The organism is Methylobacterium sp. E-046 (genome assembly GCF_022829625.1).
Taxonomy (GTDB): Bacteria; Pseudomonadota; Alphaproteobacteria; order Rhizobiales; family Beijerinckiaceae; genus Methylobacterium; species Methylobacterium longum.
On sequence record NZ_JAKSYP010000290.1, the window covers coordinates 374,273 to 397,453 of the forward strand.

28 protein-coding genes are annotated in these 23,181 nt (G+C 68.5%); 11 read left to right on the top strand and 17 right to left on the bottom strand.

From position 1 onward, the window contains the following. Window positions 1–59: 59 nt before the first annotated feature. On the bottom strand, window positions 60–518 hold the full coding sequence (locus MKK82_RS33355; protein ID WP_238291119.1) for a hypothetical protein: 459 nt from the start codon (window positions 516–518) through the stop codon (window positions 60–62). Window positions 519–792: 274 nt separating this feature from the next. Between MKK82_RS33355 and MKK82_RS33360 the strand changes: the two genes are divergently transcribed. From MKK82_RS33360 to MKK82_RS33375, 4 genes are all read left to right on the top strand, one after another. Then, window positions 793–1,077 (top strand): hypothetical protein, encoded by a 285-nt coding sequence (locus MKK82_RS33360; protein WP_238291118.1) that lies wholly within the window; start codon window positions 793–795, stop codon window positions 1,075–1,077. Between the two features lie 1,117 nt (window positions 1,078–2,194). After that, window positions 2,195–2,578, top strand: coding sequence for a hypothetical protein (locus MKK82_RS33365; RefSeq protein WP_243988042.1), 384 nt, complete (start codon window positions 2,195–2,197; stop codon window positions 2,576–2,578). A 290-nt stretch (window positions 2,579–2,868) separates the two neighbouring features. Continuing rightward, on the top strand, window positions 2,869–3,282 hold the full coding sequence (locus MKK82_RS33370; protein WP_243988043.1) for a cupin domain-containing protein: 414 nt from the start codon (window positions 2,869–2,871) through the stop codon (window positions 3,280–3,282). Between the two features lie 363 nt (window positions 3,283–3,645). Continuing rightward, window positions 3,646–4,128, top strand: coding sequence for a hypothetical protein (locus tag MKK82_RS33375; protein WP_238291115.1), 483 nt, complete (start codon window positions 3,646–3,648; stop codon window positions 4,126–4,128). Between the two features lie 209 nt (window positions 4,129–4,337). Here the strand turns inward: MKK82_RS33375 and MKK82_RS33380 are convergent, their stop codons facing one another. Next, window positions 4,338–4,613 (bottom strand): GNAT family N-acetyltransferase, encoded by a 276-nt coding sequence (locus MKK82_RS33380; protein ID WP_238291114.1) that lies wholly within the window; start codon window positions 4,611–4,613, stop codon window positions 4,338–4,340. Between the two features lie 438 nt (window positions 4,614–5,051). Next, entirely contained in the window at window positions 5,052–5,237 is a 186-nt protein-coding gene (locus MKK82_RS33385; protein ID WP_238291113.1) for a DUF5681 domain-containing protein, read from the bottom strand. Between the two features lie 199 nt (window positions 5,238–5,436). Between MKK82_RS33385 and MKK82_RS33390 the strand changes: the two genes are divergently transcribed. The 4 genes from MKK82_RS33390 to MKK82_RS33405 all read left to right on the top strand — a co-directional run bounded on the left by MKK82_RS33390 (window position 5,437) and on the right by MKK82_RS33405 (window position 7,006). Beyond that, window positions 5,437–5,640: a hypothetical protein gene (locus MKK82_RS33390; RefSeq protein WP_238291112.1), complete on the top strand. Its 204-nt coding sequence runs from the start codon at window positions 5,437–5,439 to the stop codon at window positions 5,638–5,640. Window positions 5,641–5,660: 20 nt separating this feature from the next. Continuing rightward, window positions 5,661–5,930 carry a hypothetical protein gene (locus tag MKK82_RS33395; RefSeq protein WP_238291110.1) on the top strand — a complete coding sequence of 90 codons (270 nt, stop codon included), beginning with the start codon at window positions 5,661–5,663 and terminating at the stop codon, window positions 5,928–5,930. A gap of 289 nt (window positions 5,931–6,219) precedes the next feature. Continuing rightward, on the top strand, window positions 6,220–6,435 hold the full coding sequence (locus MKK82_RS33400; RefSeq protein WP_238291109.1) for a hypothetical protein: 216 nt from the start codon (window positions 6,220–6,222) through the stop codon (window positions 6,433–6,435). A gap of 430 nt (window positions 6,436–6,865) precedes the next feature. Further along, complete coding sequence (locus tag MKK82_RS33405) at window positions 6,866–7,006, top strand: hypothetical protein (protein ID WP_238291108.1); 141 nt, start codon at window positions 6,866–6,868, stop codon at window positions 7,004–7,006. Window positions 7,007–7,087: 81 nt separating this feature from the next. Here the strand turns inward: MKK82_RS33405 and MKK82_RS33410 are convergent, their stop codons facing one another. Both MKK82_RS33410 and MKK82_RS33415 read right to left on the bottom strand, forming a co-directional pair. After that, window positions 7,088–7,531, bottom strand: coding sequence for a DMT family transporter (locus MKK82_RS33410; RefSeq protein ID WP_238291107.1), 444 nt, complete (start codon window positions 7,529–7,531; stop codon window positions 7,088–7,090). An 82-nt stretch (window positions 7,532–7,613) separates the two neighbouring features. Continuing rightward, window positions 7,614–7,889 (bottom strand): hypothetical protein, encoded by a 276-nt coding sequence (locus tag MKK82_RS33415; protein WP_238291105.1) that lies wholly within the window; start codon window positions 7,887–7,889, stop codon window positions 7,614–7,616. A gap of 243 nt (window positions 7,890–8,132) precedes the next feature. Between MKK82_RS33415 and MKK82_RS33420 the strand changes: the two genes are divergently transcribed. Further along, window positions 8,133–8,357: a hypothetical protein gene (locus MKK82_RS33420; RefSeq protein WP_238291104.1), complete on the top strand. Its 225-nt coding sequence runs from the start codon at window positions 8,133–8,135 to the stop codon at window positions 8,355–8,357. A 19-nt stretch (window positions 8,358–8,376) separates the two neighbouring features. Here the strand turns inward: MKK82_RS33420 and MKK82_RS33425 are convergent, their stop codons facing one another. Beyond that, window positions 8,377–8,580, bottom strand: coding sequence for a hypothetical protein (locus tag MKK82_RS33425; protein WP_238291103.1), 204 nt, complete (start codon window positions 8,578–8,580; stop codon window positions 8,377–8,379). A 743-nt stretch (window positions 8,581–9,323) separates the two neighbouring features. Next, window positions 9,324–9,488, bottom strand: a complete 165-nt coding sequence (locus MKK82_RS33430; RefSeq protein ID WP_238291102.1) for a hypothetical protein — start codon at window positions 9,486–9,488, stop codon at window positions 9,324–9,326. A gap of 867 nt (window positions 9,489–10,355) precedes the next feature. Here MKK82_RS33430 and MKK82_RS33435 point away from each other — a divergent pair. After that, on the top strand, window positions 10,356–11,804 hold the full coding sequence (locus MKK82_RS33435; protein WP_238291101.1) for a DUF1254 domain-containing protein: 1,449 nt from the start codon (window positions 10,356–10,358) through the stop codon (window positions 11,802–11,804). 402 nt (window positions 11,805–12,206) lie between these two features. Here the strand turns inward: MKK82_RS33435 and MKK82_RS33440 are convergent, their stop codons facing one another. The 9 genes from MKK82_RS33440 to MKK82_RS33480 all read right to left on the bottom strand — a co-directional run bounded on the left by MKK82_RS33440 (window position 12,207) and on the right by MKK82_RS33480 (window position 20,922). Further along, window positions 12,207–13,319, bottom strand: coding sequence for a YeiH family protein (locus MKK82_RS33440; RefSeq protein ID WP_238291100.1), 1,113 nt, complete (start codon window positions 13,317–13,319; stop codon window positions 12,207–12,209). A gap of 28 nt (window positions 13,320–13,347) precedes the next feature. Further along, complete coding sequence (locus MKK82_RS33445) at window positions 13,348–13,680, bottom strand: cytochrome c (RefSeq protein ID WP_238291099.1); 333 nt, start codon at window positions 13,678–13,680, stop codon at window positions 13,348–13,350. A 12-nt stretch (window positions 13,681–13,692) separates the two neighbouring features. Continuing rightward, window positions 13,693–14,898: a molybdopterin-dependent oxidoreductase gene (locus tag MKK82_RS33450; protein WP_243988044.1), complete on the bottom strand. Its 1,206-nt coding sequence runs from the start codon at window positions 14,896–14,898 to the stop codon at window positions 13,693–13,695. A 70-nt stretch (window positions 14,899–14,968) separates the two neighbouring features. Continuing rightward, a complete protein-coding gene (locus tag MKK82_RS33455) occupies window positions 14,969–15,793 on the bottom strand; it encodes a GntR family transcriptional regulator (RefSeq protein ID WP_238291097.1) in 825 nt (274 codons plus the stop codon). Window positions 15,794–15,868: 75 nt separating this feature from the next. After that, window positions 15,869–16,858, bottom strand: coding sequence for an Ldh family oxidoreductase (locus MKK82_RS33460; RefSeq protein WP_238291096.1), 990 nt, complete (start codon window positions 16,856–16,858; stop codon window positions 15,869–15,871). A 4-nt stretch (window positions 16,859–16,862) separates the two neighbouring features. Continuing rightward, on the bottom strand, window positions 16,863–17,804 hold the full coding sequence (locus MKK82_RS33465; RefSeq protein ID WP_238291094.1) for an NAD(P)-dependent oxidoreductase: 942 nt from the start codon (window positions 17,802–17,804) through the stop codon (window positions 16,863–16,865). A 12-nt stretch (window positions 17,805–17,816) separates the two neighbouring features. Further along, window positions 17,817–19,181 carry a cation:dicarboxylate symporter family transporter gene (locus tag MKK82_RS33470; RefSeq protein ID WP_243988045.1) on the bottom strand — a complete coding sequence of 455 codons (1,365 nt, stop codon included), beginning with the start codon at window positions 19,179–19,181 and terminating at the stop codon, window positions 17,817–17,819. A 135-nt stretch (window positions 19,182–19,316) separates the two neighbouring features. Further along, window positions 19,317–20,597, bottom strand: coding sequence for a UxaA family hydrolase (locus MKK82_RS33475; protein ID WP_279603399.1), 1,281 nt, complete (start codon window positions 20,595–20,597; stop codon window positions 19,317–19,319). 7 nt (window positions 20,598–20,604) lie between these two features. After that, the gene (locus MKK82_RS33480) at window positions 20,605–20,922 is read right to left on the bottom strand and encodes a UxaA family hydrolase (RefSeq protein WP_238291092.1); all 318 of its coding nucleotides are present in this window, start codon (window positions 20,920–20,922) and stop codon (window positions 20,605–20,607) included. Window positions 20,923–21,322: 400 nt separating this feature from the next. On the opposite strand from MKK82_RS33480, the gene MKK82_RS33485 reads away from it, so the two are divergent. Further along, complete coding sequence (locus MKK82_RS33485; RefSeq protein ID WP_238291091.1) at window positions 21,323–22,156, top strand: sulfite exporter TauE/SafE family protein; 834 nt, start codon at window positions 21,323–21,325, stop codon at window positions 22,154–22,156. Between the two features lie 18 nt (window positions 22,157–22,174). Here MKK82_RS33485 and MKK82_RS33490 read toward each other — a convergent pair whose 3' ends face one another. Further along, on the bottom strand, window positions 22,175–23,179 hold the full coding sequence (locus tag MKK82_RS33490; protein WP_238291090.1) for an ABC transporter substrate-binding protein: 1,005 nt from the start codon (window positions 23,177–23,179) through the stop codon (window positions 22,175–22,177). Between the last annotated feature and the right edge of the window lie 2 nt (window positions 23,180–23,181).

Here is a 23,181-nt window from a genome sequence, read left to right on the forward strand (position 1 = left end):
ACGGCGAGCCTCGCGATACCGTTCCCATCATCGTGGCGGGTTGGTCCCCGAGATGACGTTCAGGACGAGGAGCGCGTTGCCAAGCTGAACTGGATCGGCTCCTGCCTGCGCCTGTATCGTGGCCGCGCGTGAACGCGTCGTGGCGTATAGGCCCGTTCGCCTATGAGGCGCCGCCTGATGAGGATGTCCGGACGCGCCACCCTGCGGATCTGCGAGAGACCATCCGGGCGGTCGACAGGTCGAGCGTGGCCCAGGTCCGGCACGATCGCTGTGGAGAGGCTCTCCTCCCGGACCGGCAGATCGCTGGCCGACACGGGGGCTTCACGCGGCAGGTCGGCCCACCGTCGTGGCGGTGAGGCTTCCAGTTCGAAGTCTGCGCTCGTCGCGCCTTCGGACGTGCTCACCTCCCACTTGTGGGAGGAGGCGGGCGCATGGTTCGGCAACAGGGCGGTGTAGACACCGACCCAGAGCGCCACACCGGCGAGGACTGAACCCGCGAGAGCCACATGGTAGGTCATCGCGGCAGGAACGGCTAACGCGCTACTCCGTTCCTGCCATATCGGACGTAGCCTCGAAGGTCAGCGTAAACTGGGCAGCTGGAAGGCGTGTCGCCATTGCCGCGTGGCGGCCGCACGCCACAGATCGCTTCGCGCGCGCATCCCGTCGCGCTGCGTTTGATCGCCTCGTGAAGTTGATCCGTCCGGCGGATGACAGCACTCGGTTCGTGTGCCGGTGTTGCAGGCAGCGTGTCATGATCCTCGCCGAACACCTGGACACAAAGGGCCCTATGAAATGAATGACACGCCGGATCTCGATCGTGCCGCCCGCACCATTGCCGAGAACGTCTACGTGGCGTTCTGCCGGCAGGCGACGATGCCGGCTCACCCGCTTGAGGAACAGACGATCCTGACGCGGCTCGTCGAGGCGATCCGTCCGCAGATCGGCAGCGGCTCTCCGGGAGCGATTGTCGAGGCAGCCAACGGCGCCCTGTCGGCCTGGGAGCAGCGGGAGCCAGAGGTTCGGGGTCCTCGCGTGATCGCAGTCAATCAGATCGACGGCGCGGTGACCCTAGGGTAGCCATTCGCTGCCCCACACGGGAAGCCTCGAAGGCGAAGCGCTCTTAGATGCTGGACGAGGGCCTTGCTTCGGGCGGCTGAAGTGAGCCGAAACTGTGGCAACCAGATCACGCCGCCCGTGAGTTAACGTTCTGCTAACCTATGAATGTGGCGTGCCGCCTGGCCTGCAGGATCCTACAGTCTCGCTCGATCGGGGCTGCCTGCAATGCCCATATCCATCTACGATCGCCTGCACGCCTACATCGTAGTCGCCTTGATGATAGGCGGCGGCGCGATGATGGGAGCGGCGTGGATGTGGGACGCGCTATGACCGCCCGACTTCAGTCGATAGTTTGGTTCTTCGGCCAAAAGAGCCGGGACCACGCCGAGTTCAACGGGCATCACCGCGCGTGACATTCGCTTGAGACAAACGACCTTGAACCGCACTGACTACGTCTGCTCGCCATGGGCCGTGATCGCCTAGGCTCAGCCCTTTGATGGCCGGTCGGCATTAATGGAGTTCAGAGCGCCGCGGCTTCGATCCCGGATCAAGCTGCGCGACTATCAACGCACCGACCCGCCGCGCGGCTTCCGAAGTACGGAACATGGGCTCTGACCGATCGGCCGCAAGCCAGGTATCCGAAGAGTAGATCGCCCACGACCACGGCTTTGAGCCCCGTCCACAAAGCTCGGCCTCCACGCGCCAGCACGATTGGCAGTGTGGGCCGAGATAAGTGCTGTGACGGCCAGCGCGCCGCGTATCCAGCAGCGTTACGCTATCAGAGCCCTTGCATTGGAAAAAGAACATGCGGTCCTCCTGCCGAAATAAGGCGGGAGCACACGTCTCTCTCAGCCACCGATGCCCGAGGGTCTCGATCAGTGATGTGTCAATCTATCAGAGAGCACGAGGGTTAGCGAGCGCCGATCCCGGATCCGCCTACGCCATCCGCCGTCCATAGTTCTGCACCCCGTCGCGGAAGAGTTCGCCGGCACCATGGCGCCAGCCGCGTGGATGGAGCGTCATCTGAATAGGGGTCGTGCTTCAGAGCACATCGCGGAATGACGCACGGTGATCAACCATATCGCGCACCGTCATCGCCGATGAGACTCTGCGGAGTCGGTGCTGGAGGGTCTCCACCATGTCGCCTCGCACCGCTATCGGCCTCGCCGCTCCGCTCCTCCTCGTCACCGCCTGGGCTGCCCCGTCGTTGGCACAGCCCGCCGCCAATGGCGGGCCAAAGCTTCTCATCCACGGCAACTACTGTGGCCCGGGCAACAACGCACCGCTGCCACCGATTGACGCTCTCGACGCGGCCTGTGCCCGCCACGATGCCTGCACGCCGGATGTCGGCCTGCCCTCGAAGGCTTGTAATCTTCGGCTCGAACGGGAGGCTGCCGCGGTCGCGCGGGATCCGCGCCAGCCGGACGATGTTCGCTCCCTGGCCGGCTTCGTCGCCTCCTTCGCCGCGTCCAACGCGTCGCGTGCCGCTCCGTCGATGATGCCGGCGAGGTACGGTCCCTAAGAGGGGGGCTCAGCCCCCCGCCGGCCGAAGCCATCGTCCGACCCCGGCTGCGACACCCGGTCGTGGAAGAGATTGCCGGGAACCGAGGCCGCGACCCGCGCGGCCCAACAATTAAGTATCTGCCCCACGTCGCAATCACGATGACAGTCTCTACCTCATGCCGATGGTCCTGGATTGCGATTACGTGCATCCATATACACGGCACTTCGATTGGTTAAAGCACACGCTCCGACCACGAATGACGCGTCCAGGCTTCGAATTTCAAGGACGCGCGCGAGAGGAGGACATGCATGTTGAGCAGGCGGATGTTTACCGGCTGCGCGGTCTGCGCAGCAATCGGCTTGGCAGCGGATGACGCGTCGGCACAAGCGCCGAGCGGCATAAAGCGGGCGATTACTTCTCGGGTCGATGGTCCCGTGGAGGGCTACGAGACCCTTCAGGTCGTGGTCGATCTGGAACCGAATTTTGTCCTTGATTGGCACACGCATCCCGGCACCGAGGCAGGCTACACGGTCGGAGGCGTCGGCGAGCTGCGCGTCAAGGGCAAGGAAGCGCAGATGCTCAAGCCCGGCGCATCCTGGGTAACCGCAGCCGAAACGCCGCACATGCTGCAGAATGGATCCGAGGCGACCAAGCTGTTCGTCACGTTCACGGTGCAGAAGGGGAAACCTCTGTCGTTACCGGCCCCGGCCCCAACCGAGTAGGCGTGCGCCGATCAAGCCGCCGCATATCAGGCTGGCTCCGCCGGAGCCGTCGGGCGCCCTCGGCTCGGCCCCACAGCCTTGAACCGGTCGCCAGAAACCGAGGGCCATTCCCCCTTGGCCCTCTGCCGCCCAAGGCAATGGGCGATGTTGCACAGGAGCTGCCGATGAGGAGTCGACATCTAGTATTCCCGTCAAGATAGATAAAATTTCTATTTGACGACCTCAATCATCGGCCTAGGATGCACTCCAATTACTGCGGCGCGCCGAATCGCCCTGCCGGCCCGGTGCGTGGCCGTGGACCGCATCAATCGAAGGTCCTGCGTCCGTTGCGTTTGCGTCCAATCTCGGACTTGGAGTGCGCAAATGTTACAGAGCCCCGTTCTCCATCGCCGCGCGGACGGATCCGTCCACTACACCCACTGCCATGGCGAATACGACGCGACCCTCGACGCCCGGGCCCGCGTCCGCATTGAGGAGCCCGCGCGACGCCGGCTCGGGCGGGTGCGTCTGTTCGTGCTCTCCTTTGGCATCGCCACCGCGGCGTTCTGGGGCGTGATGCTCCTCTCCCCACCCCTGACGCAGGCCCACAACACGCCGGCGCGCCTCGCTCCGTGCCTTACGGCGGCGGCCGAGGTCGCTCCCTGGTTCGAGCGCGAGATCCAGCGCCGGGCCAGCCTCGGCAACGCGACGTTCGAGCGTGGAGGCTTCAAGGTGATGCTGCTCGACTACCGGTCCGCCCAGGGCCAATGCGCGGCCGGTCGCGTTAAGGCCGCGGTGCAGAGTTACCGCCAGTTGGCGGAACGAGTGGCCGGCCTGTACGAGCGGATCGAGCCGGACGAGCGTTGAGGCGCCTGCGGGCGGGCCGAGGAACGTCTCGCCCTCGTTCCTGAAGACCTTACGGCCCGTGGAGTCTTGCTCCGCCTTCCGCATCCGCGCCGTACCGCTTCGCGACGTCGAGCGCGATCTGCCGCGGCCATCCTCCGCCCTCGGCTCAGCACCACGTCCTTGAAGAGGTTGCCGGAAGCGGCTGGCGCGGAGGGCAGCCTGGCAACGCCTCACGCGAGAAGATCGTGATGCGCGCTGTGCCTGCGCAACCAAGCCCTGGCGTAGCCGCACAGAGGCACGATCCGGTCTCCTCCTGATCGGGCGCGCACCATCACGCCTTCCATGAGCCGGTCGGCAGCCCCGGTGCCGCGCAGGACGGGCGGTGCGTAGACGTAGGTGACGACGAGTTTGCCGGGTTCGCGTCGGTAGCTCGCAAAGGCGATCTTACCGTCGACCTCCAGTTCGAACCGGCTCTGGTCGGGATTGTCGCGCACCGCATCCGTCATTCTCGTCCTCACGCTTCCGTGCCGAACCGGGCTACCCGCGCCTCGGCGGTCAGTTCCACGCCGATGAGGCACAGCGCGCCCATGCTCACGGTGGCCTTGCCCTGCGCCACCCAGCGTTGCCAGTTCACCAGGCCCCCGGTAGCCCGCAGATCGCCGGCTGCGTCGTCGATCGGATGATCCGCGGAGGGCGGTCGGAGCACTGGTCCGGCGGGCCGCCTCGATGCGGGCGAGGCGTTCGGCCAGATCCGCCAACTTGATCGCGTTCCCGTGGGCGTCGACCAGCTTGGACAGCGCGCCGGCTTCGGACGGGGTGATCTCACCGGCAGCCACGCCCTGCATCAGGGCATGGGTCGCGCGTGTCAGATCTGCCGGCCTGTCGATCGGCGGCAGGACAAGGGTGAGGGGCCGATCTCGGCGGACGGGCAGCAGCCGGTCCAGTCAAAGCCGCAGCGCCGGGCCGTCTCCGTCCAACGCCAATTCGTTTGCCTCGCGGAACAGGGCTTCCGCCTTGCCCTCGAAATTGGCCTCAAGGGCGAGTGTCGGGCGGTTGCGGCTGCCCTTGGGACGACCGGCGGTGTTGCCGCTGCGGCCAGGCTCGAACTGAGTTTCGTCCTCCGGTGTCACGGGCACCCCGGTAGGGCGGCCTGCAAACGGCAGGTCAAGGATCGGTTGGATGCATAGCACTAGCTATAATGTTCCACGAGTGGCCTTGTGACGGCTCGACGGGCCTTCGCATGTGCCCTGACGGCATCCGACCGGACCTGAGCCGACACGGGCCGCGTTGGCATGAGGAGCGCGAACTGGGCGCCTGAAGGGGCACAACATGGCCGATAAACCCACCAACACGCAGGCGCAGCGGATGCCCCAGGGCAAGCCGCCCAGCGAGGGCTTGGCTAATACTCCGCGGGACACAGCGACCGGCGCGATCAAGCCGCAGGACGGCCCGATGGAGCGGGCCGGCACCGAGAAGGAGGAGGCTGCCCGGGGTGGGACGAGCCTCGGGGCAGAGCGCGACAGATCAAAGTGAAAGCCGGATGGTTCCGCACGATGCCTTGGGATCTCCTCGAACCCAAATCGGTGCGAGGCTTCAGGAAGACCGGCGATATCGTCCCCCGAACACGCGGCTGGCAGGCGGCCATAGCGGCGGCAGGGATGGCGGAGTCTCCATTCCTACGAGTCCGCGGCGAGATCGAACTCGGCAATACAAACGAGCAGCCTCGCCTCGGTCTTTCGAAGCCACAAGGTGACGATCCCCACGTCCTGAACTTGGACGTGGAAGTCGTCATCGAGGGGGCGAGCGCACCAGCGATGCGCTGATCGGTCGTCGAGTTCGAACATCCGGTACAGGAAGCGCCGCCCGCTGGCGTTCGCCTACTCTGGATGGGCGTGGAGGTCGCTTTCCTAACGGTGACTAGCGGGTCGAGGGCTCCACGCGCGAGTGTCCGGCGCCGGCCGTCGACACGTCGTTGTCCGACCGGCGGGTGGTCGCTCGCGGAACCGATCAGCCGCTCGCGTGTCTACAGAGTACCCCAAGCGTAGACTCACCTATGCCCGCCCGGCCTAGCGCCGCGGCGGGTTTTCGTCATTTTTGTTCAGAGAGCTCGATTTGATCCGTTTTGCAGTTTCCTATGCCATGGGCACAGATGAGATCACCACAAATCATGAGACCACCAGAGCAGCCATGGAGGAGGCGCGGGAGTTTATCCGCAAAGGCTACCATGATGTTTCGCTGACCGATCTTGGGACGGGGATGCGCAGCAGCGCTGGAGACATCAAGAAGAGCCTTGACCGTGTCGATGAATTCTACCGCGACAGCTGGTAGGGTCAGGCCTCAGAACTCCGGTGCAGGCTTCGTGTCTGCATCGCCCGCATCCAGCGCCCTCGTCCGCGACGGGGCGCAGAACCCAGAGCGCCAAGTGGCTCAGGTGGTGTAGCGGTCCAGCGGCCCGATCTGTCAGCGCGGCAGGCCTCCCTGTCTTCGATGCGCCGGTAGATCGCTGTTGCGCCTCTCCTTTCTATCGCGGGGGCGCACAACCTTCCGCCCGCCCGGCTCGCCGTGGCGGGTTTTCTTTGTGCGCGAGCGTGTTGAGCATCGCGGTAGCATCGGTTCCCGCTTCCTCACGGTGGCGCGTGCCGTGAGCAGGCACGAGAGCAGATGTGACGCCGAGCACATCGGATGTGTTGGCAGGAAATTATTGATCTTCGTGCCGCGAACTCAATCACGGCACTGAAGGGTCGCCGCCATGGGCAGGATGAGCCGCCTCACCGAGATCGCCACCCTGGTGGTCGGCGCAACGGCGATCGGCGCCGCCGGTCAGCTTCTCCTGATGCCTGAGTTCTACACGTGGGAGAACGAGTTCGTCGCGGCGTTCCTACACGGGCTCCCGCGGTGAGCCAGGTTCAGAGCGCCGAACACACCCGACGTTCGATGAAGCGCCAGGCGACGACGGCCGCGGCCTCAAGGGCGGTCGCGCTCAGAACGCCGCGACAAACACGACGCCGATGATCATCAGCACACCGCCGAAGATCCGCCAGAGAGTGGCTGGGTGTGCCTCGAAGCCCACCCAGCCATAGTGATCCAGAAGGATCGAGGTGACGACTCCTGCGGTCACAAGCAGCCCGAGGAAGGCGCCCGCTCCGACTTGGCGCGCGATCAGCACCTGCGTGATGACGACGCCGCCGCCAAGGACACCGCCCAGCCAAGCCCACCAGGGCACTTGAGCCGCCTCTGACATCGACGGCCACGCCAAGCGCCTCGTCGCCAGCCCCGCGATGAGGACCGTCAGGCCGGCGCCGATCCCGACGACGAGGCCAGCGGTAAGCGGCTGAGACAAGCCTCTCGCCAGAGTACTGTTTTGGCCGGGCTGGATCGCATTGGCGATGCCGGCGAGGAGGACGACGCCGTAGAGGTACCACATGGTGGAGATCCGTTCCGTGAGATCTCGCTAGGTAGGGCGGTCGACGCCTCATCCACGAGGCGGGAGGGCGATCGGTGCGGGCCTAGCTTTCCAGCGGCAGGGCCAGAAGAAGCGCGGATTTGACCGCGGCTCGCCGGCTTCCGCCCTTGGCGGTCGGTTCCGTGAGGATCGCCGTAGCGTGCCGGTCTGCCTTGACCGCCGCCGTGAGGTCGACGGTCAAGCCGGACGCCAGGGCGAACGGCCCGATCTTCGGGTTGGCGAGGAAGGCCTCGATCGCGGCATCAAGGTCGGCACGGGTGAAGGCTTTGGCCTGGAGCAGGTCGCCAACACTCACAGGACCGGTTTGCGATTTGGCCACGGCGATCTGTCCATGCCGTTGGTGGAGCTACGTCCAACCCCTCATGACCGCACCGTGTTCAGCGCCTTTTCTACGAAGCGGAGGAAGGCTTCCAAACAGCCCGATGATGAAGCGCTCCGGTTGTCACCGCTGGCTGGCGTCGGCCTCGAACCCGCGAAGTGGCGTCGGGTTTAGTCTTAGCGTGACATGTACACAGCCGCAGTGGCTCAAATATCCAGAAGCCAAGCGGCGAGGAGAACGCCCATGGCTAGCAAACTTGAACGGGTCGAGTTCGCTCAAGCGGCCCTCGATGCCTACATCCATGCTGAGGGGGCCGCCCGGCGCTGGATCGGTGGGGTGCCAGCCTGTGATGTCGTGGATCTCATCACAGACCTCCTGCTGCTCGCAAAGACCAGAGGGCACGATCCCTGTTCAGTGCTCGCGAGGGCCAAGAGACACCTGGAGGCCGAGGCCTCGGAGCGTTGCTAGAGCACCGAAGGAGCATCACTCATCTCAGGTAACCCGTCGCCGTCAGGTGCGCGGTGAGAACTGCGCGGATCGCATCGGGACGCGAAGGCTTCGGATCAGGCTGGTCGGCAATCCAAGCGTCTAGCGCGTCCGACAAGGCCGACGGCAAGTCGTGCCCAGACGCGATCGCTTCGGACATCGCCTCTCCGAGAACCTTGGCGATGCTCGCAGCGATCTTGTCCATCAGGATCGCCGCGCCTTCAGGGCTTCCTCGACGAGGCGGCGGATCCTTTCAGGGTCGGGCGGGGCATCAAGCGACAATCCCGGCTCCGCCGTAAGGTGCACGGCAAGCGTGGTCGTGCAGACGCCCCCCGGTGGGCGACCGCGTCTTTTTTCGTCCGCCAAAACTGGTACCGGCATGATTCAGGCATTCACGAAAGGCGGACTGGGAGGAAAGGCTGGAGCGGCGGGCCGTCCCTGATCACAGACTGACAGGCTATCCCAGTCATGGCTATCCAGCACAATCCCTACACCGCCCCTCGGCGGCGGTGAACGCCCCTGCGCCGCCACACGGCGTCATTCCAGCCCAGAACCAAATTCTGGGGGTCCGTCACCCAGGTCAGCCGCGCGAGGCCGGCGGCTGACCTGGGCCTCACGCCGTTCATGCGGCGCAGATCACCCGCGGCATCCGCATTCTGTCGCGCAGCGAAGTCGAGGATCTGGTTGGCAGCCTGGTCGGGCCTCCCCGACGCCAGGGTTGGCGATACCGACCGCGCCGTCGAGAACGAGCAGGGCGGCACATCCGGGACGCGCGATCCATCCCGAGCGCCACCAGAGGCCGCCTGAGGCGTGGACGGGCAAATGCGGACTGGTTTCGCCTATCCGCAACGGCTGCGTTTCGCGCTCCGCGGAGCCGGGGAGGCCCTACACGACACCGTGTCGCTTCCGGACAACGAAACCTGGTTCCGCTTTGCCGCGCGCACGTCGTCAGTCCAGGGCGGCCATCAACGTAGGTTCGCCGCCCTGATCTAACTGATAGGACATGGCGATGTTTGTCCCATGGCTGATAAGTTGGGCCTGACCGAGCAGCATCAGGAGAGCGAACGCGCCCCAGAGCGCAACGAATTTGATTGGGGGACCGTCGTTGACCATTGTCGTCGCTCCTCTGTGGCGCGCGAGGAAAAGGTACTCCCGGAAGCGTAGCCGAACGTCCCCCATACGGGGTACAAGCACTATCGGCCCCAGTCTTGTCGGCTGGTATACTGAATGTCTCAGAGCGAAAGCTTGGTAATAAATGAGATAATCAAGTTTTCGTGAGACGGGCGCGCGGGCTTGCGAATCCTTCGCAAACGCGGCCGCACAGCCGGTGCGGGGCGAAGCGGCGCCTCCGTGACGCAGCGGAGGCGTTCGACCGGCGAGGCCGAACCATCCGCGAGGGTCAAGAACGAGACCGGCGAGCGGTACGTGCCGGTGCATCCGACACGATGGCGGCCCCCCTCGGCCGCCGTCACCGCATCGATCCTGCCCCCTGCCGCCTCCGCCTGCTTTCGCTGGTGTGCGATTGTTTGGACCGCGGTCGGGACCGGGGCTCAGAGTGCAGTCTGCAGGGGGGATGCGCGGCCGTTGCGTTGGCGTCCGCGTGACCGCATGTCCGAAAGCCGGAGGAAACTCTATCGGCCCCCCCCTGCGCTGACCTTTCACGGTGTCCGGAGCATGCTCCAACGGCCGAGCCGGAACATGCGCCAGCCGCATGATCGTTCCAGCGGGATGAAGTCCGTTCGCCAGGGCGTTTCCGACGCCCAGCCGAAACTGCGCGGCCGAACCGAAACGCGTCGCGATCCGTCGAGCCGGTGTCCCGTTCGATCAAGCGGACCCGCTCGGCGTCGGTATGCTGCCCAGCGCCGCGGACCGGCCGAGTTCCCGACATCGGCCCGTGGTCGCGCCGACGGCGGGCGAAGTCGGCCGGGCAGCCGGGCGCTGCATGCAGCCTGCCTGAGCGGGCGCGTTCGGGAGGCGGTCATGGATGTCACCAGACGGATCTTCGCTACCGGCGCCGCCACGATCCCGCTTCTCGGCTCGGGCCTGCCGCTCGCTCGCGCGCAGAGCACGGCTCAGGACGCGCCGCTCATCGGCAAGAACGGCGTGGCCGATCCGCTGGAACACGCGATCGACGCCTACATCTACGGCTACCCGCTCGTCACCATGGAGATGACCCGGCGCGTCCTCACCAACGTGGCCGCCCCCGAAGGCAAGGGTGCCCCGATGGGCCAGTTCGCCAACATGCGAGAGTACCCGGACGCGAAGTTCCGGGCCGTCACCGCTCCGAACGCGGACACGCTCTACTCCAGCGCCTTCGTCGATGTCGGCCGGGAGCCCCACATCCTCACCGTTCCGGACGAGGACGGGCGCTACTACCTCATGCCCATGCTCAGCGCCTGGACGAACGTCTTCGCGGTGCCGGGCAAGCGCACGACAGGGACAGGGCCGCAGACCTACTTCATCGCCGGACCCGGCTGGAGCGGCAGCGTGCCCTCCGGTGCCAAGCTGATCCAGGCCCCGACCAACCTGATCTGGATCCTCGGCCGAACCTACTGCACGGGCACGCCCGGGGATTACGGGGCCGTCCACGCCCTGCAGGACCAGTACCGGCTCATCCCGGCGAGCGCGGCCGGCAAGCCGTACACGCCACCCGCAGGCCGGATCGATCCGAGCATCGATACCAAGACGGCGGTGCGCGAGCAGGTCAACCGCATGGACGCGACGACCTACTTCAACCTCGTCGCCGCCTTGATGAAGGACAATCCGCCAGCGCTCGCGGACGGGGTTCCGGTTGCCAAGATGGCCTCGCTCGGGATCGTGCCCGGTCAACCCTTCGATCCGGCACGCCAGCCGCCCCCCATTCGGGAGGCCCTCGAGCGGGCGCCGAAGGAGGCCATTCCCCGCATCATGGGACACCTGAAAGCCACAGGCCAGCATGTGAACGGCTGGACCTTCACGACCGACGGCGGCGACTACGGCAAGGATTACCTGCAGCGCGCGCTCGTGACCGCGGTGGGCCTCGGCTGCAACCTGCCGCAGGACGCGGTCTATCCCTTGACCACGACCGATGGTGCCGGCCGGCGGCTGAACGGCGCCTCCAAGTACGTGATGCGCTTCCCGGACGGCGAACTGCCACCGGTTCACGGATTCTGGTCGCTGACGATGTACGATGCGGACTACTTCTTCGTCGAGAATCCGATCAACCGCTATTCGGTGAGCCCGCGCGACAGCCTCAAGGCCAACCCGGACGGCTCGGTCGATCTTCACATCCAGAACGAGAGCCCTGGTGCGCAGCTGGAGTCGAACTGGCTGCCGGCGCCGAAAGGACCGTTCATCCTGATGTTGCGCACCTACTGGCCGAAGGACGCTCTGCTCGACGGATCCTGGGCCCCACCGCCGGTCACACGCAGCGCGAGCGCAACGCTCTGAGCCGCCGGGCTGCAACCGTCCGGGTCAGCCGGCAGGTCTCGGTTCCTCGCTGCAAACGCTCCCGGCTCGGGCGCGGATTTCGGCGGCGTGCCCAGAGCGGCGACCGCCAGCCCTGCGGCCGTGCCGTCGAAACGGTTCCGCGTGTCGACCACGCGATGCAACCGGTTGCACGAGGGTCGAGCTGACGTCGCGCGTGAGACGGATCGATCGGCGGTCTGATCCGTCCCTCGATAAGACTCGGAGGACGACACGCGGTCATCCCGCTTCGCGCCGATCACCGACACGCAACCCGAGCCGCCCCCGGAAAGCCGGTCCCGGACTCCCGCGGCACGACCCCGAAACCAGCCCTTGCCTCCCCGACGAGGACGAAGGACCGAGCGGCATTCGGCGCAGGGCCGGCGCTCAGCCGAGTGCCAGTGCGCGGATGAGCAGGATGGCGATGGCGAGGAGCACGAGGAGCGAGGCGGTGACGGCCATCGTCACCCGACCGCCGACCTGCGCCAGCACGCGCACATCCACCCCGAGGCCCAGCGCCGCCATCGACACGATCGTCAGGAAGCCGGCCAGCCGGGAGATCGGCGCGATCCCGGCATCCGGGATCAGCCCGAGCGAGCGCAGGGTGGCCAGGGCCAGGAAGCCGAGGATGAACCAAGGCACCAGCTTGAAGAAGCCGGGCCGGGCCGGAGCGATCCCCGGCGCAGCCCTGGTGGTCGCGCCCGCCGCCGGCAGGCGCGGGGCGAGGAGCGAGAGGGCCAGCACCACCGGCCCAAGCATCAGCACCCGCACCAGCTTGACCAGCGTGCCCACCTGCGTGGCCAGCGGGCCCACCGGCACGGTGGCGGCCAGCACCTGCGGAACCGCGTAGACGGTCAGCCCCGCCAGAACGCCGTACTGGTGCTCGCTGAAGCCGAGAAGCGGCACGAACAGCGGCAGGCCCAGCACCATCAGCACGCCCAGCACCGCCGTGAAGGCGATGGCGGCCGCCACGTCCCGGCTGTCCGCGCCGATCACCGGGGCGACGGCGGCGATCGCCGAGTTGCCGCAGATCGCATTGCCGCAGGCGATCAGCAGCGCCATGCGCACTGGCAGCCCGAGGCTGCGGCAGAGCGCGCAGCTCGCCAGGATGGTGAGCGCCACCGCCCCGACGATGCCGGCCAGCAGCGCCGGACCCGAGGCGACGATCGCCCCGAGGCTCACCGCGGCACCCAGCAGGGTGACGGCCACCTCCAGCACCTGCTTGGCCGAGAAGGCGATCCCGGCCTTGAAGCGCGCGCCCGGCACCCAGACGGTGCGCAGGGCGGCGCCGAGCAGGATCGCCAGCACCAGGGCTTCCACGTAGGGATGGCCGGTCAGATGCTCCTCGCCGGCCTGCAGACCCTGCGAGACCCCGGTGATGGCCAGGCACACGAGCAGGCCCGGCAGCAGCGAGCTGGCCGTCCCGATCCAGCCGGAGGCGCGCGCCCGCCCCGAAGGCGCGGGCGGGCACGGGGCCGTCTCGGCGGTTCTGGCGATCATCGCGCGGCCTCCCGTCCGGTGCCGGCGCTCAGTAGGTCGCGCCAAGATAGGCGGCGATCGCCTTGGCCTGCTCCTCCGCGATCGGCGCGCGGTAGACCTTGATCATCTTGGTCACCTCCGCGTCCCAGAAGGCCTGCCCTTTCTTCGGCGGCTGCATGGCGATGTAGTCGGCCGAGTGGCAGGTCATGCAGGCCTCCTGCGCCGCCTGGAAGCCGGCCGCGTGGGCGGCATCCGGTGCCGGCCGGAACTGCGCCGTCGGCTCCGGCAGCGCGTAGGTGTCCGGCGCGGCATGCGCGACCGTCGTGGAGAGTGCGGCGGCGAGGGCGAGCGACGCCGCGAGGGGCAGGGGAATGCTGGACATGCCGATCCTCCTCTAGGCCGCCTGCACGTGGGTCGTCTCGACCACGTTGCGCATGTAGCCGGCCGGGTTCCAGCGCGGCGCCATCGGCTGTGTGCCGCCGTCGTTGCCGGTGGCCCGGACGCGAAGCGCGTGGCCGCCGGGCGTCAGGTCGGCTTCCGCGGTCCAGGTGCGGAAGGCGTAGGGTCCGAGATCCTGACCGAGACGAGCGGGGCTCCAGGTCCGGCCATCGTCGGCCGAGACCTCCACCGACCGGATGCCCGATCCGCCGTCGAAGGCGATGCCGCGCAGAGGCACGCGGCCGGCCTTCACCTGGGCGCCGTCGGCGAGGTTCGTGAGGAACGAGCGGACGTTGAAGCGGGCGATCGGCACGGTCTTGTCGGGCGCCTTGCCGGGCTCGGTGCAGGCGCAAGCGTTGTCGGGGATGCGGTAGGCCGTCTTCATCCAGAAGCCCTCGAACGGCTTGTCGAGGACGGTGATGCTGTTGAGGTGCTTCACCCAGTAGGTGCCGTAGTAGCCCGGCACGACGAGGCGCAGCGGGAAGCCGTTGAGCCAGGGCAGGTCCTGCCCGTTCATGGCCCAGGCCAGCATCACCGCGCCGTCGCGGGCGTGATCGAGGGTGAGCGCCTTGGCGAAGTCGGGCGTCTCCGGCAGGACCGGCCCGTCGAGGCCCTCGAAGGCGACCTGGACGGCGCCGGCCGTCACGCCGGCCTTGTCGAGCACAGCCTTGAGCGGCACGCCGGTGAAGCGGGCGCAGCCCATGGCGCCGTTGGCGAGCTGGCCGCCGGCGACGCGGGGCTCGAAGAAGCCGCGGGAATTGCCCGAGCACTGGTTGACCGCGACGATCTCGGATCCCGGCATCGCCTTGAGCTCGGCCAGCGAGAGCTGGAGCGGGCGCTCGACGTGACCCTGCACCGCCACGCGAAAGGCCTGCGGATCGATCTCGGTCGGGATGTCGGCGAGGTGGTAGCGGACGAAGAAGGCGTCGTTGGGCGTGATCGCGCCCTCGTCGAAGACGGAGAACGGCGTCTCCAGCTGCGGTGGGCGCGCGGTCAACTGCAGCAGCGACCGCTTGCCCGGATAGGCCACGAGCGGACGCTCGCCGTTGCCGAAGGGAAGCGTGGCGGTGCCCGCCGCCCTGGCGCGCGGCACGCCCCCGAGGGCGGCGAGCGCGCCGAGCGCCGTCATCCGCACGAAATCTCGTTTTCCGCGGTCGATCATCGCGCCCCCGTCCTGGTTCTCGCAGAGGATGTCGGTTCAGGCGCGGCGCCCGCGCCCAGGCGGCTCCCGGTCAGCGCAGGACCGAGAGGTAGTGGATGTCCTGCGTCAGGCAGGTCGAGAGGCGCCACTCGACCGGCCGCTCCTCGAGATCGATGGCGACGCGGTCGATCTCGAGGGCAGGGGTCCCGGCCGGCACCTGGAGCAGCTCCGCCTCGTGGGGCCCGAGCGCCACGGCCTTCAGGCGCTCCTGGGCGGTGGCGATCGTGATGCCGTAGCGGGTGGCGTAGAGGCTGTAGAGGGTGTTCGGCAGCTCGATCTGGGCGATGCCCGGGAACAGGCCGGCGGGCACGCTGATCGTCTCGACCACGCAGAGCTTCGCGTCGACGGCGCGCACGCGCTCGATCCGGACCACCCGGGCCGACCGCACGAGGTCGAGGCGCCCGCGCTCGTCGGCGCTGGCGGCCGCCTCCGCGATCCCCGTGACCCGGCTCGTGGGCATGCCGGTGCCGTCGCCGTCCGGCCGCAGCTTCAGGAAGCGGAAGACGCTCTGCTTGTCGTCGTGATCGGCCACGAAGGTCCCGCGGCCCTGGCGGCGCACCAGCAGGCTGTCGGCGGTGAGCGCGTCGAGGGCCTTGCGCACCGTCCCCTGGCTGACGCCCAGCTCGACGGCGAGCTGCCCCTCGCTCGGCAGGATCTGGCCGGGCTGCCAGACCGCGTCGGCGAGGCGCTTCAGCAGCGTGTCGTAGACCTGCCGGTAGAGCGGGCGGAAGCCGACCGTGCGGGCGCCTCCCGAACCTGCGCGCCCCGAACCTGCCTGCCCTTCGCCTGACCGTTCCATCGCGTGACGACGCAGAGCCCCATCCGTGGGTAGAGCGTCGAAGGTTGTGTCCAGCACCTCTCCCTCCTCTGGCTTACGTGGCTCTGCCGATGGGAGCAATCACAGGTTTTTCCTCCGCACAGGCGATCCGCGTCACAGCGCCCGGATCTCGGCGACGAGGGCTTCGGCGACGTCGAGGCCCGCCTCGGCGGCCCGGCGACGGAGTGCGAGCCGGCGGCTGCCCGGGAGCCGGGCGCCGTCCTGCCTCTCGATCGCGTCCGCCAGCGCCGCGAAGCGCTCCGGCGCGTCCGGGCTGAGCGCCGCCGCGTCGAGGACGAGGATCAGCTGCCCGGTGCCCGGCGGGTCGCCCGCGGCGTCGAGGAACGAGGAGGCCTCGCCGGCAAAGCGCGCGCCGACGAGGCCGGCGGCAAGCAGCTCCACCATCAGGGCGAGCGCCGTGCCCTTGGCGTCGCCCAGCGGCACCATGGTGCCGTCGAGGGCCGCCTTGGCGTCGGTCGTCGGGCGCCCCTCGGCGTCGAGAGCCCAGCCCTCGGGGATCGGTTCGCCGCGCTTGGCCGCCCCGACGATGTTGGCGCGGGCCACCTTCGACAGGGCGAGGTCGACGACGATCGGCGCGCGGCCCGGCAGCGGGCAGGCGAAGGCCAGCGGGTTGGTGCCGAACACCGCTTGGCGCCCGCCCCAGGGCGCCATCGCGGCGGGCGTGTTGGCGAAGAGCAGGGCGACGCAGCCCTGCTCGGCCAGGACCTCCACCGGGCGTCCGGCCGCGCCGCAATGGTGCGAGCGGCGGATGCCGGCCGCCGCCACGCCCTGTTGGCGGGCGAGGTCCGGCAGCGCCTCCAGGGCGAGGTCGATGGCGGGGTAGGCGAAACCGTGGGCGGCGTCGACCGCGAGCAGGCCCGGGCGCGGGCGCTCCGCCCGCGGGACCGCGTCGCCCACGACCTTGCCGGCACGCACCTGCGCCGCGTAGGGCGCGACCCGCGACAGGCCGTGGCCCTTCAGGCCATCCGCCTCGGCGCCGACCAGGGCGCGGGCGACGCTCCGCGCCGCGGCCTCGGCCGTGCCGCAGCGGACGAGGGCCTCCGCGGCCAGGGCCTCGGCCTCCGACAATGTGAGGTTCGGCATCGGCTCAGCGCTCCGTGAGGTGGCGACGCACCGCCGCCGCAGTGACGGCGGAGACGCGCACGTTCGATTCCTGCGTCACCCCGGCGATGTGCGGGGTCAGGATCAGGTTCGGCACGTCCGCGAAGACGGCGCCGGCCGACGCGTCAAGGGGCTCCCGGTCGAACACGTCCAGCGCCGCGCCGCCGAGATGGCCGGCGCGCAGGGATTCGGCCACGGCGGCCTCGTCCACCACGCCGCCCCGGGCCGCATTGATCAGGATCGCGCCCTTGGGCATCCGGGCCAGCGCCGCCGCGTCGATCAGGCCGCGCGTCCGATCGGTGAGGGGCACGTGCAGCGAGAGCACGTCGCTCTGGGCGATCAGAGCTTCGAGCGCCTGCCGCTGCACGGGACCGGTGGCCGGGTTCCAGGCCGGATCGCCCTCGGCGACGAAGGGGTCGTGGGCGGCGACCGCCATGCCGAGGGCCGCAGCCCTCTGGGCGGTCTCGCGGGCGATGGCGCCGAAGCCCACCAGGCCGAGGCGTTTGCCGGAGATCTCGCGGCCCATCAGGGCGTTGCGCGGCCACGTGCCGGCCGCGACGCGGGCCGTCGCCCCGTAGGCGCCGCGCAGGAGCAGCATCGCGGTGGCGAGCACGTACTCGGCGACCGCGACGTCGTTGGCGCCCGTCGCCGGATAGACCGCGATGCCCCGGTCCCGGCAGGCCGCCCCGTCGATGTTGTCGAGGCCGACGCCGAGGCGGCCCACCACCTTGAGGTCGCGGGCGGCGGCGAGCAGGGCGCCGCGCACCTGCGTCCGGTTGCGCACGATCAGGGCGTCGGCCTCCGCAACCGCGGCGGCGAGATCGTTGGGCCGGTCGACGAGGCCGGGATCGTACACCACGTCGAAGCCGGCGAGCTCGGCCGCGATCGCCGCCTCGTCCATGAACTCGCTGATGATGACCTTGGGCATGGAGGGTCCTTCTCAGGTCGCCGGCACGGCAGCGGGGAGGGGGCGGCGGAAGGCGACCGCCGGCTCGCGGGCGGGGATCGCATCCGCCACCGCGTCCTCGTCGTCGAGGAGGTCGAAGTCCGGGGTGATGCGGCCGTCGAGCACCGCGCGGGCATGGGCGAGGTCGATCTTGCCCTCCCAACGGGCGATCACGAGGGTCGCCACCATGTTGCCGATCGCGTTGGTCACGCAGCGCAGCTCGTTCAGGATGCGGTCTACCCCGATGATCAGGGCGATGCCCGCCACCGGCAGGAGCTGCGAGGCCTGGAGCGTCGCGGCGAGCACGAACAGGATGGCACCCGCCACGCCCGCGACGCCCTTCGAGGTCACCAGCGCGATGGCCAGGATGCCGAGTTCCTGCTCCCAGGTCAGCGGGATGTTGAGGGCCTGGGCGATGAAGCCGATCGCCATGGTCAGGTAGATGCAGGAGCCGTCCATGTTGAAGGACAGGCCGGCCGGCATCACGAGGCCGGTGACGCTCTTGTCGACGCCGAGCCCGTTGAGCTTGGCCATGATCCGCGGCAGCACCGATTCCGTGCTCGTGGTGCCGAGCAGGATGAACAGCTCCTCGCGGCTGTAGCGGAACAGCTTCCACAGGCTCAGGCCGACGTAGAACCGCATCACGCCGCCGAGGAAGACCGCGATGAACACGATGAAGGTCAGGTAGAGCGAGACGATCAGCATCCCGTACTGGGCGAGGATGCCGAGCCCGAACTTGCCGATGGTGAAGGCCATCGCGCCGAAGGCGCCGATCGGCGCGAAGTGCATGATCAGCCCGACGACCTTCATCAGCACGTCGCCGAAGGCGTGGACCACCTTGAGCGGGAACTCGCCGCGCCGGCCCAGCATCGCGAGCCCCATGCCGACGAGCACCGAGAAGAACATCACCTGGATCAGGTCGCCCTTGGCGAAGGCGTCGACCGCGCTGTGCGGGATGATGTTGGCGACGATCTCCATCGGCGACTGCGCGTGGGCCTTTCCGGCGATGCCGGCGACCAGCTTGGCGTCAAGGCTGTCGACCGTGGCGTTCACGCCGTCGCCCGGCCGCAGCAGGTTCACGAACAGGAGGCCGGCCCCGAGCGCCACCGTCGTGGCGGCCTCGAAGTACAGGATGGTCTTCAGGCCCATCCGGCCGACGCTCTTCATGTCGCCGACATGCGCGATGCCGACGACGACCGTGCAGAAGATGACGGGGGCGACGATCATCTTGATCAGGTTGATGAACATGTCGCCGAGGATCTTGCAGCCCACGGCGAAATCGGGAGCCACCACCCCGACCGCGATGCCCAGCGCGATGCCGAGCAGGACCTGGCCGTAGATCGACCGAAGCAGCCTCATGCGTTCCTCCACAGTGACAGGACGGAGGCCGACGCGGTTCCGCCCGCGGTCGTGCGCTCCCTCGTGGTCCGACCCCGTGGCGTCGGGGCTGCGCCCGCGGACCGGTTCGCGGTCCGCGGGCGCGGGACTGGCGCGTCAGGCGCTGCGGTAGAGCTTCGTCATCACGAATTCCCGGTGGCCGAGGGACTCGGCCGCCGTGAGCCGGCCGTTGGCGGTGCGCACCACCATGTCGATCAGCGCGTCGCCGGCCTGCGGGATCGTCATCTCGCGGCTGAGCACGCCCGACACGTCCACGTCGATATGCTCACCCATGGTCCGCACGGTCCGGGGATTGCCGGTGATCTTGATCACGGGGACGATCGGATTGCCGATCACGTTGCCCTGGCCGGTCGGGAAGGTGTGGACCACGTAACCCGCCGCCGCCATCAGGGTGACGCACTCGGCGGCCGCCGAGGACGTGTCCATGAAGTAGAGGCCGGGCCCCTTGGCGGGGGCTTCCGCGGGCTGCAGGGCGTCGATGAACCGGCACTCGTGGCCGATCTTCTCGAGGTTGCCGAGCGCTTTCTCCTCGATCGTGGTGAGGCCGCCCGCGATGTTGCCCTTGGTCGGCTGCGAGTCCGAGAGATCGTCGGTCTTGTGGGCCTCGATGACGTCGTCCTGATAGGCCTTCCACATCGTGTACCACTTGTCGGCGATGTCCGGGCTGATCGCCCGCTCGCGGCAGAGGTGCTCGGCGCCGGTGATCTCCGACGTCTCACCGAACACCCCGTAGATCCCGTGCGGGATCAGCTTGTCGTACATGTTGCCGACGGTGGGGCAGGAGGCGAGGCCGGTGGTGGTGTCGGACTCGCCGCACTTGGTCGAGACCCAGAGGTCGGCGATCGGGCATTCCTCGCGCTGGAGCTCGGTGGCCCACTGCACGAAGCGCTTGGCCTGGTAGCTCGCCTTGGCGACGATGGCGATGTCGCCGTGGCCCTCGATCCCGAAGCCGACGACCGGCTTGCCGGTCTTGGCGATGCCCTCGACCACGCGGTTGGTCCACTGGTCCTCGATGCCGATCACCACGACGGCGGCGACGTTCGGGTTCGAGCCGATGCCGATGAGGGTGCGGAAGTGGAGGTCCAGATCCTCGCCGAACTGCAACCGGCCGTAGGCGTGGGGCAGCGCCATCGTGCCCTTTATGGTGTTGGCGACGGCCTCGCAGGCGGCATTGGAGAGATCGTCCAGCGGCAGGAGCACGACGTGGTTGCGCACACCGACCCGGCCGTTCTCCCGGCGCCAGCCCATGAAGGTGGCGGACGTGTAGTTCTCCGAGGCGCGCTTGGTCGCGAGCGCCGGGGTGGCGAATTGATCGGGCGCACCGCCGACGAAGGGGGTGGCGATCTCGTGTTCGAGCTGAGCGGCTTCCTTGGACATCGTCACCTCACCAGCGCTTCGTCTTGACGTTGTGGACATGGACGTGCTCGCCCTTGGCGACGTCCTTGATGACCTTGCCGATATCCTGGCCGTACTTGATGGCCGTGTCGCCGGCCTTCAGGTCGGTGAGCGCGACCTTGTGGCCGATCGGGATGTCGTGGCGGACGGCGACCTCGAAGGTGCTGTTGTTCTCGGTGACCACCCCGAAGGCGTCGGTGTTCGCGCTCAGGCCCTCGATCACCGCGACGGCGACGTTGTCGTGGGGGGAATGGGCGAGAAGATGCGGCTTGCGGTGCCCCTCGCCGGACGCGGCGTGGCTGCTCATGCGGTCCTCCTGATAGCTGTGTCGTCGGCTGCTCGGCGGCGACGTGTCTTATATAAGACTGCTTAAGCGACCGGCGTCAACGGCCGATTGAGCGGCGGGACGGATTTCGTTGGCCTCGGGTTCGAGGGGTTACCGCCTCCCGCTCAGCGCCCGTGGATCCACCCATCGGATCCGGCGCCTTGATCCGATCGATCGAGTCGGGCGCCCGGAGATGCCATGCGCGTCTCCACCCCCGCGGACGGGGAGGGCGCAGGATGGATCTGGACGGCCTTCCCCTCGAACGGCCGAGGCACTCGGCCAGCTTGGCTCCGGGCACTCCGTGAAGAAGGAGCTCATCGCCGGCGGCCCTATCTCCCGCCTTGCTCCGCGTGACAAGTCTTATATAAGATACATTCAGAATGTGTCCTGCTTCCGGCGGGCCGCCGACCGGGAGGACGAGGATGGCAAGCGAGCCTGCGCGGGGTATTGGCCGGGCTGGGCATCCGCGGTGAACGAGACGCTCCTCCTCATCCTCTGCGTCGGCTGCGCCGGACTGATTTCGGGCCTCACAGGCTTCGCCTTCGCGCTGATCGCCTCCGGTACGCTGCTGTCGATCCGCACGCCCGTCGAGGCGACCGCCCTGGTGCTGGTCTGCAGCATCCTCTCGCAGGTGATCTCGATCCTGCGGCTGCGGACTTGGCCGCCGCGGAACACCGCCTTCGCGATGATCCTGCCAGGCCTGATCGGGGCGCCGATCGGCATCCACCTGCTGCACGATCTCGACCCGCGCCACATCAAGGTCGCGATCGGCGCCTTCCTGGTCCTCTACAGCGGCGGCATCGCGCTGCTGCGCGCCGACTACCGGGTGGGCTTCGGCAATTCTTGGAGCGACGGGGCGATCGGCTTCCTCGGCGGCGTGCTGGGCGGCATCGCGGGCTTGTCCGGCGCCCTGCCGACGGCCTGGAGCCTCGTGCGCGGCTGGGAGCCCCGCACTCAGCGGGCTGTGTACCAATCCTTCACCCTGGTGATGCAGGTCTGGGCTTTCTCGATCCTCGTCTACCTCGACCCGATCCCCCCCGAACTCGTCGGCGACCTGGCGCTGGCGCTGCCGGTGGTGCTGGTGAGCGTGCTCGCCGGGCTCTCGCTGTTCGCCCGGATCGACCAGCGGCGCTTCCGCACCCTCGTCCTGGCCCTGCTCGCGGCGATCGGGCTGACCACCACCGCGCTGGCGCTGCCCGGCCTGCTGCAGGGTTGAGGCGGCCGCCGGGGCGGCTCAGCTCCCGGCCTTGCCGTGAACGCCCGCGAAGAACAGGTCCTTCCAGCTATCCGGGCGGCGGCGGATGGTGCCGGTGCGGGCCATGAAGTCCGCGACCTTGCCGATGGCCCGGGGCGTCGCCGTGAAGGAGACCTGCGGGTCGTTCAGGATCTCGGTGACGAGGCCGACATCGCTCCCGTCGCGGGCGAGGCGCACGTAGGCGCGGGCCGCCTCCGCCTTGTCGGCCACGATCCCCGCGAGGGCCTCGTCGAGGGCGGCGCCGAACGCCTCGAAGACGCGGGGACTGGCCGCCGCGAAGGCCGCGGAGGCCCAGACCACGTTGAAGGTCGAAGGCTCGCCCAGCACGTCGAAGCTGTTCAGCACCGTGCGGATGCCGGGCCGGCGCAGTTCCAGCTCCTGGATCGGCGCGGCGGTGAAATGCGCCGTCACCTCGCTGCCCCCGAGGAGCGCCGCCATCCCGTCGGGATGCGAGAGGGTGACGGTGAGCCGGTCGAGGTCGTTGCGGCGGCCCGCGCCGAGTTCCTTCTCGGCGGCCATCTGCAGGAACATCGCCTGGACCGAGACCTTCACGGCGGGGAGCGCGATCTTGTCCCGGTCGGTGAAGTCCGCGAGCGTGCGCACCTTCGGGTTGCTGGTGTTCATCAGCAGCGGCATGCTGTTCATCGCCGCCACGCCCTTCACCGCCATGGCGGTGCCCTCGGTCTTCGACCAGAGCAGCACGAGGGGCGGCACGCCGCCGGCCGCGAACTGGATCTGCCCGGAGAGCAGGGCGTCGTTCATCGCCGCGCCGCCCGCTAGGGTGAGGTACCGGGCCTGCAGCCCCGCCACGCCGCGGGCGGCCGCGGCCTTCTGGAGCAGGCCCTGCTCCTCCATCAGCATCAGCGGCAGGTGGCCGAGGCTCGGCTGGCGGGCGATGGCCACCGCACCGGCCTCCTCGGCCCGCCCCGGGACCGGGCTCGCCAGGAGCGCCGCGGCCCCCGCCAGAACGTCGCGTCTGCGCATGA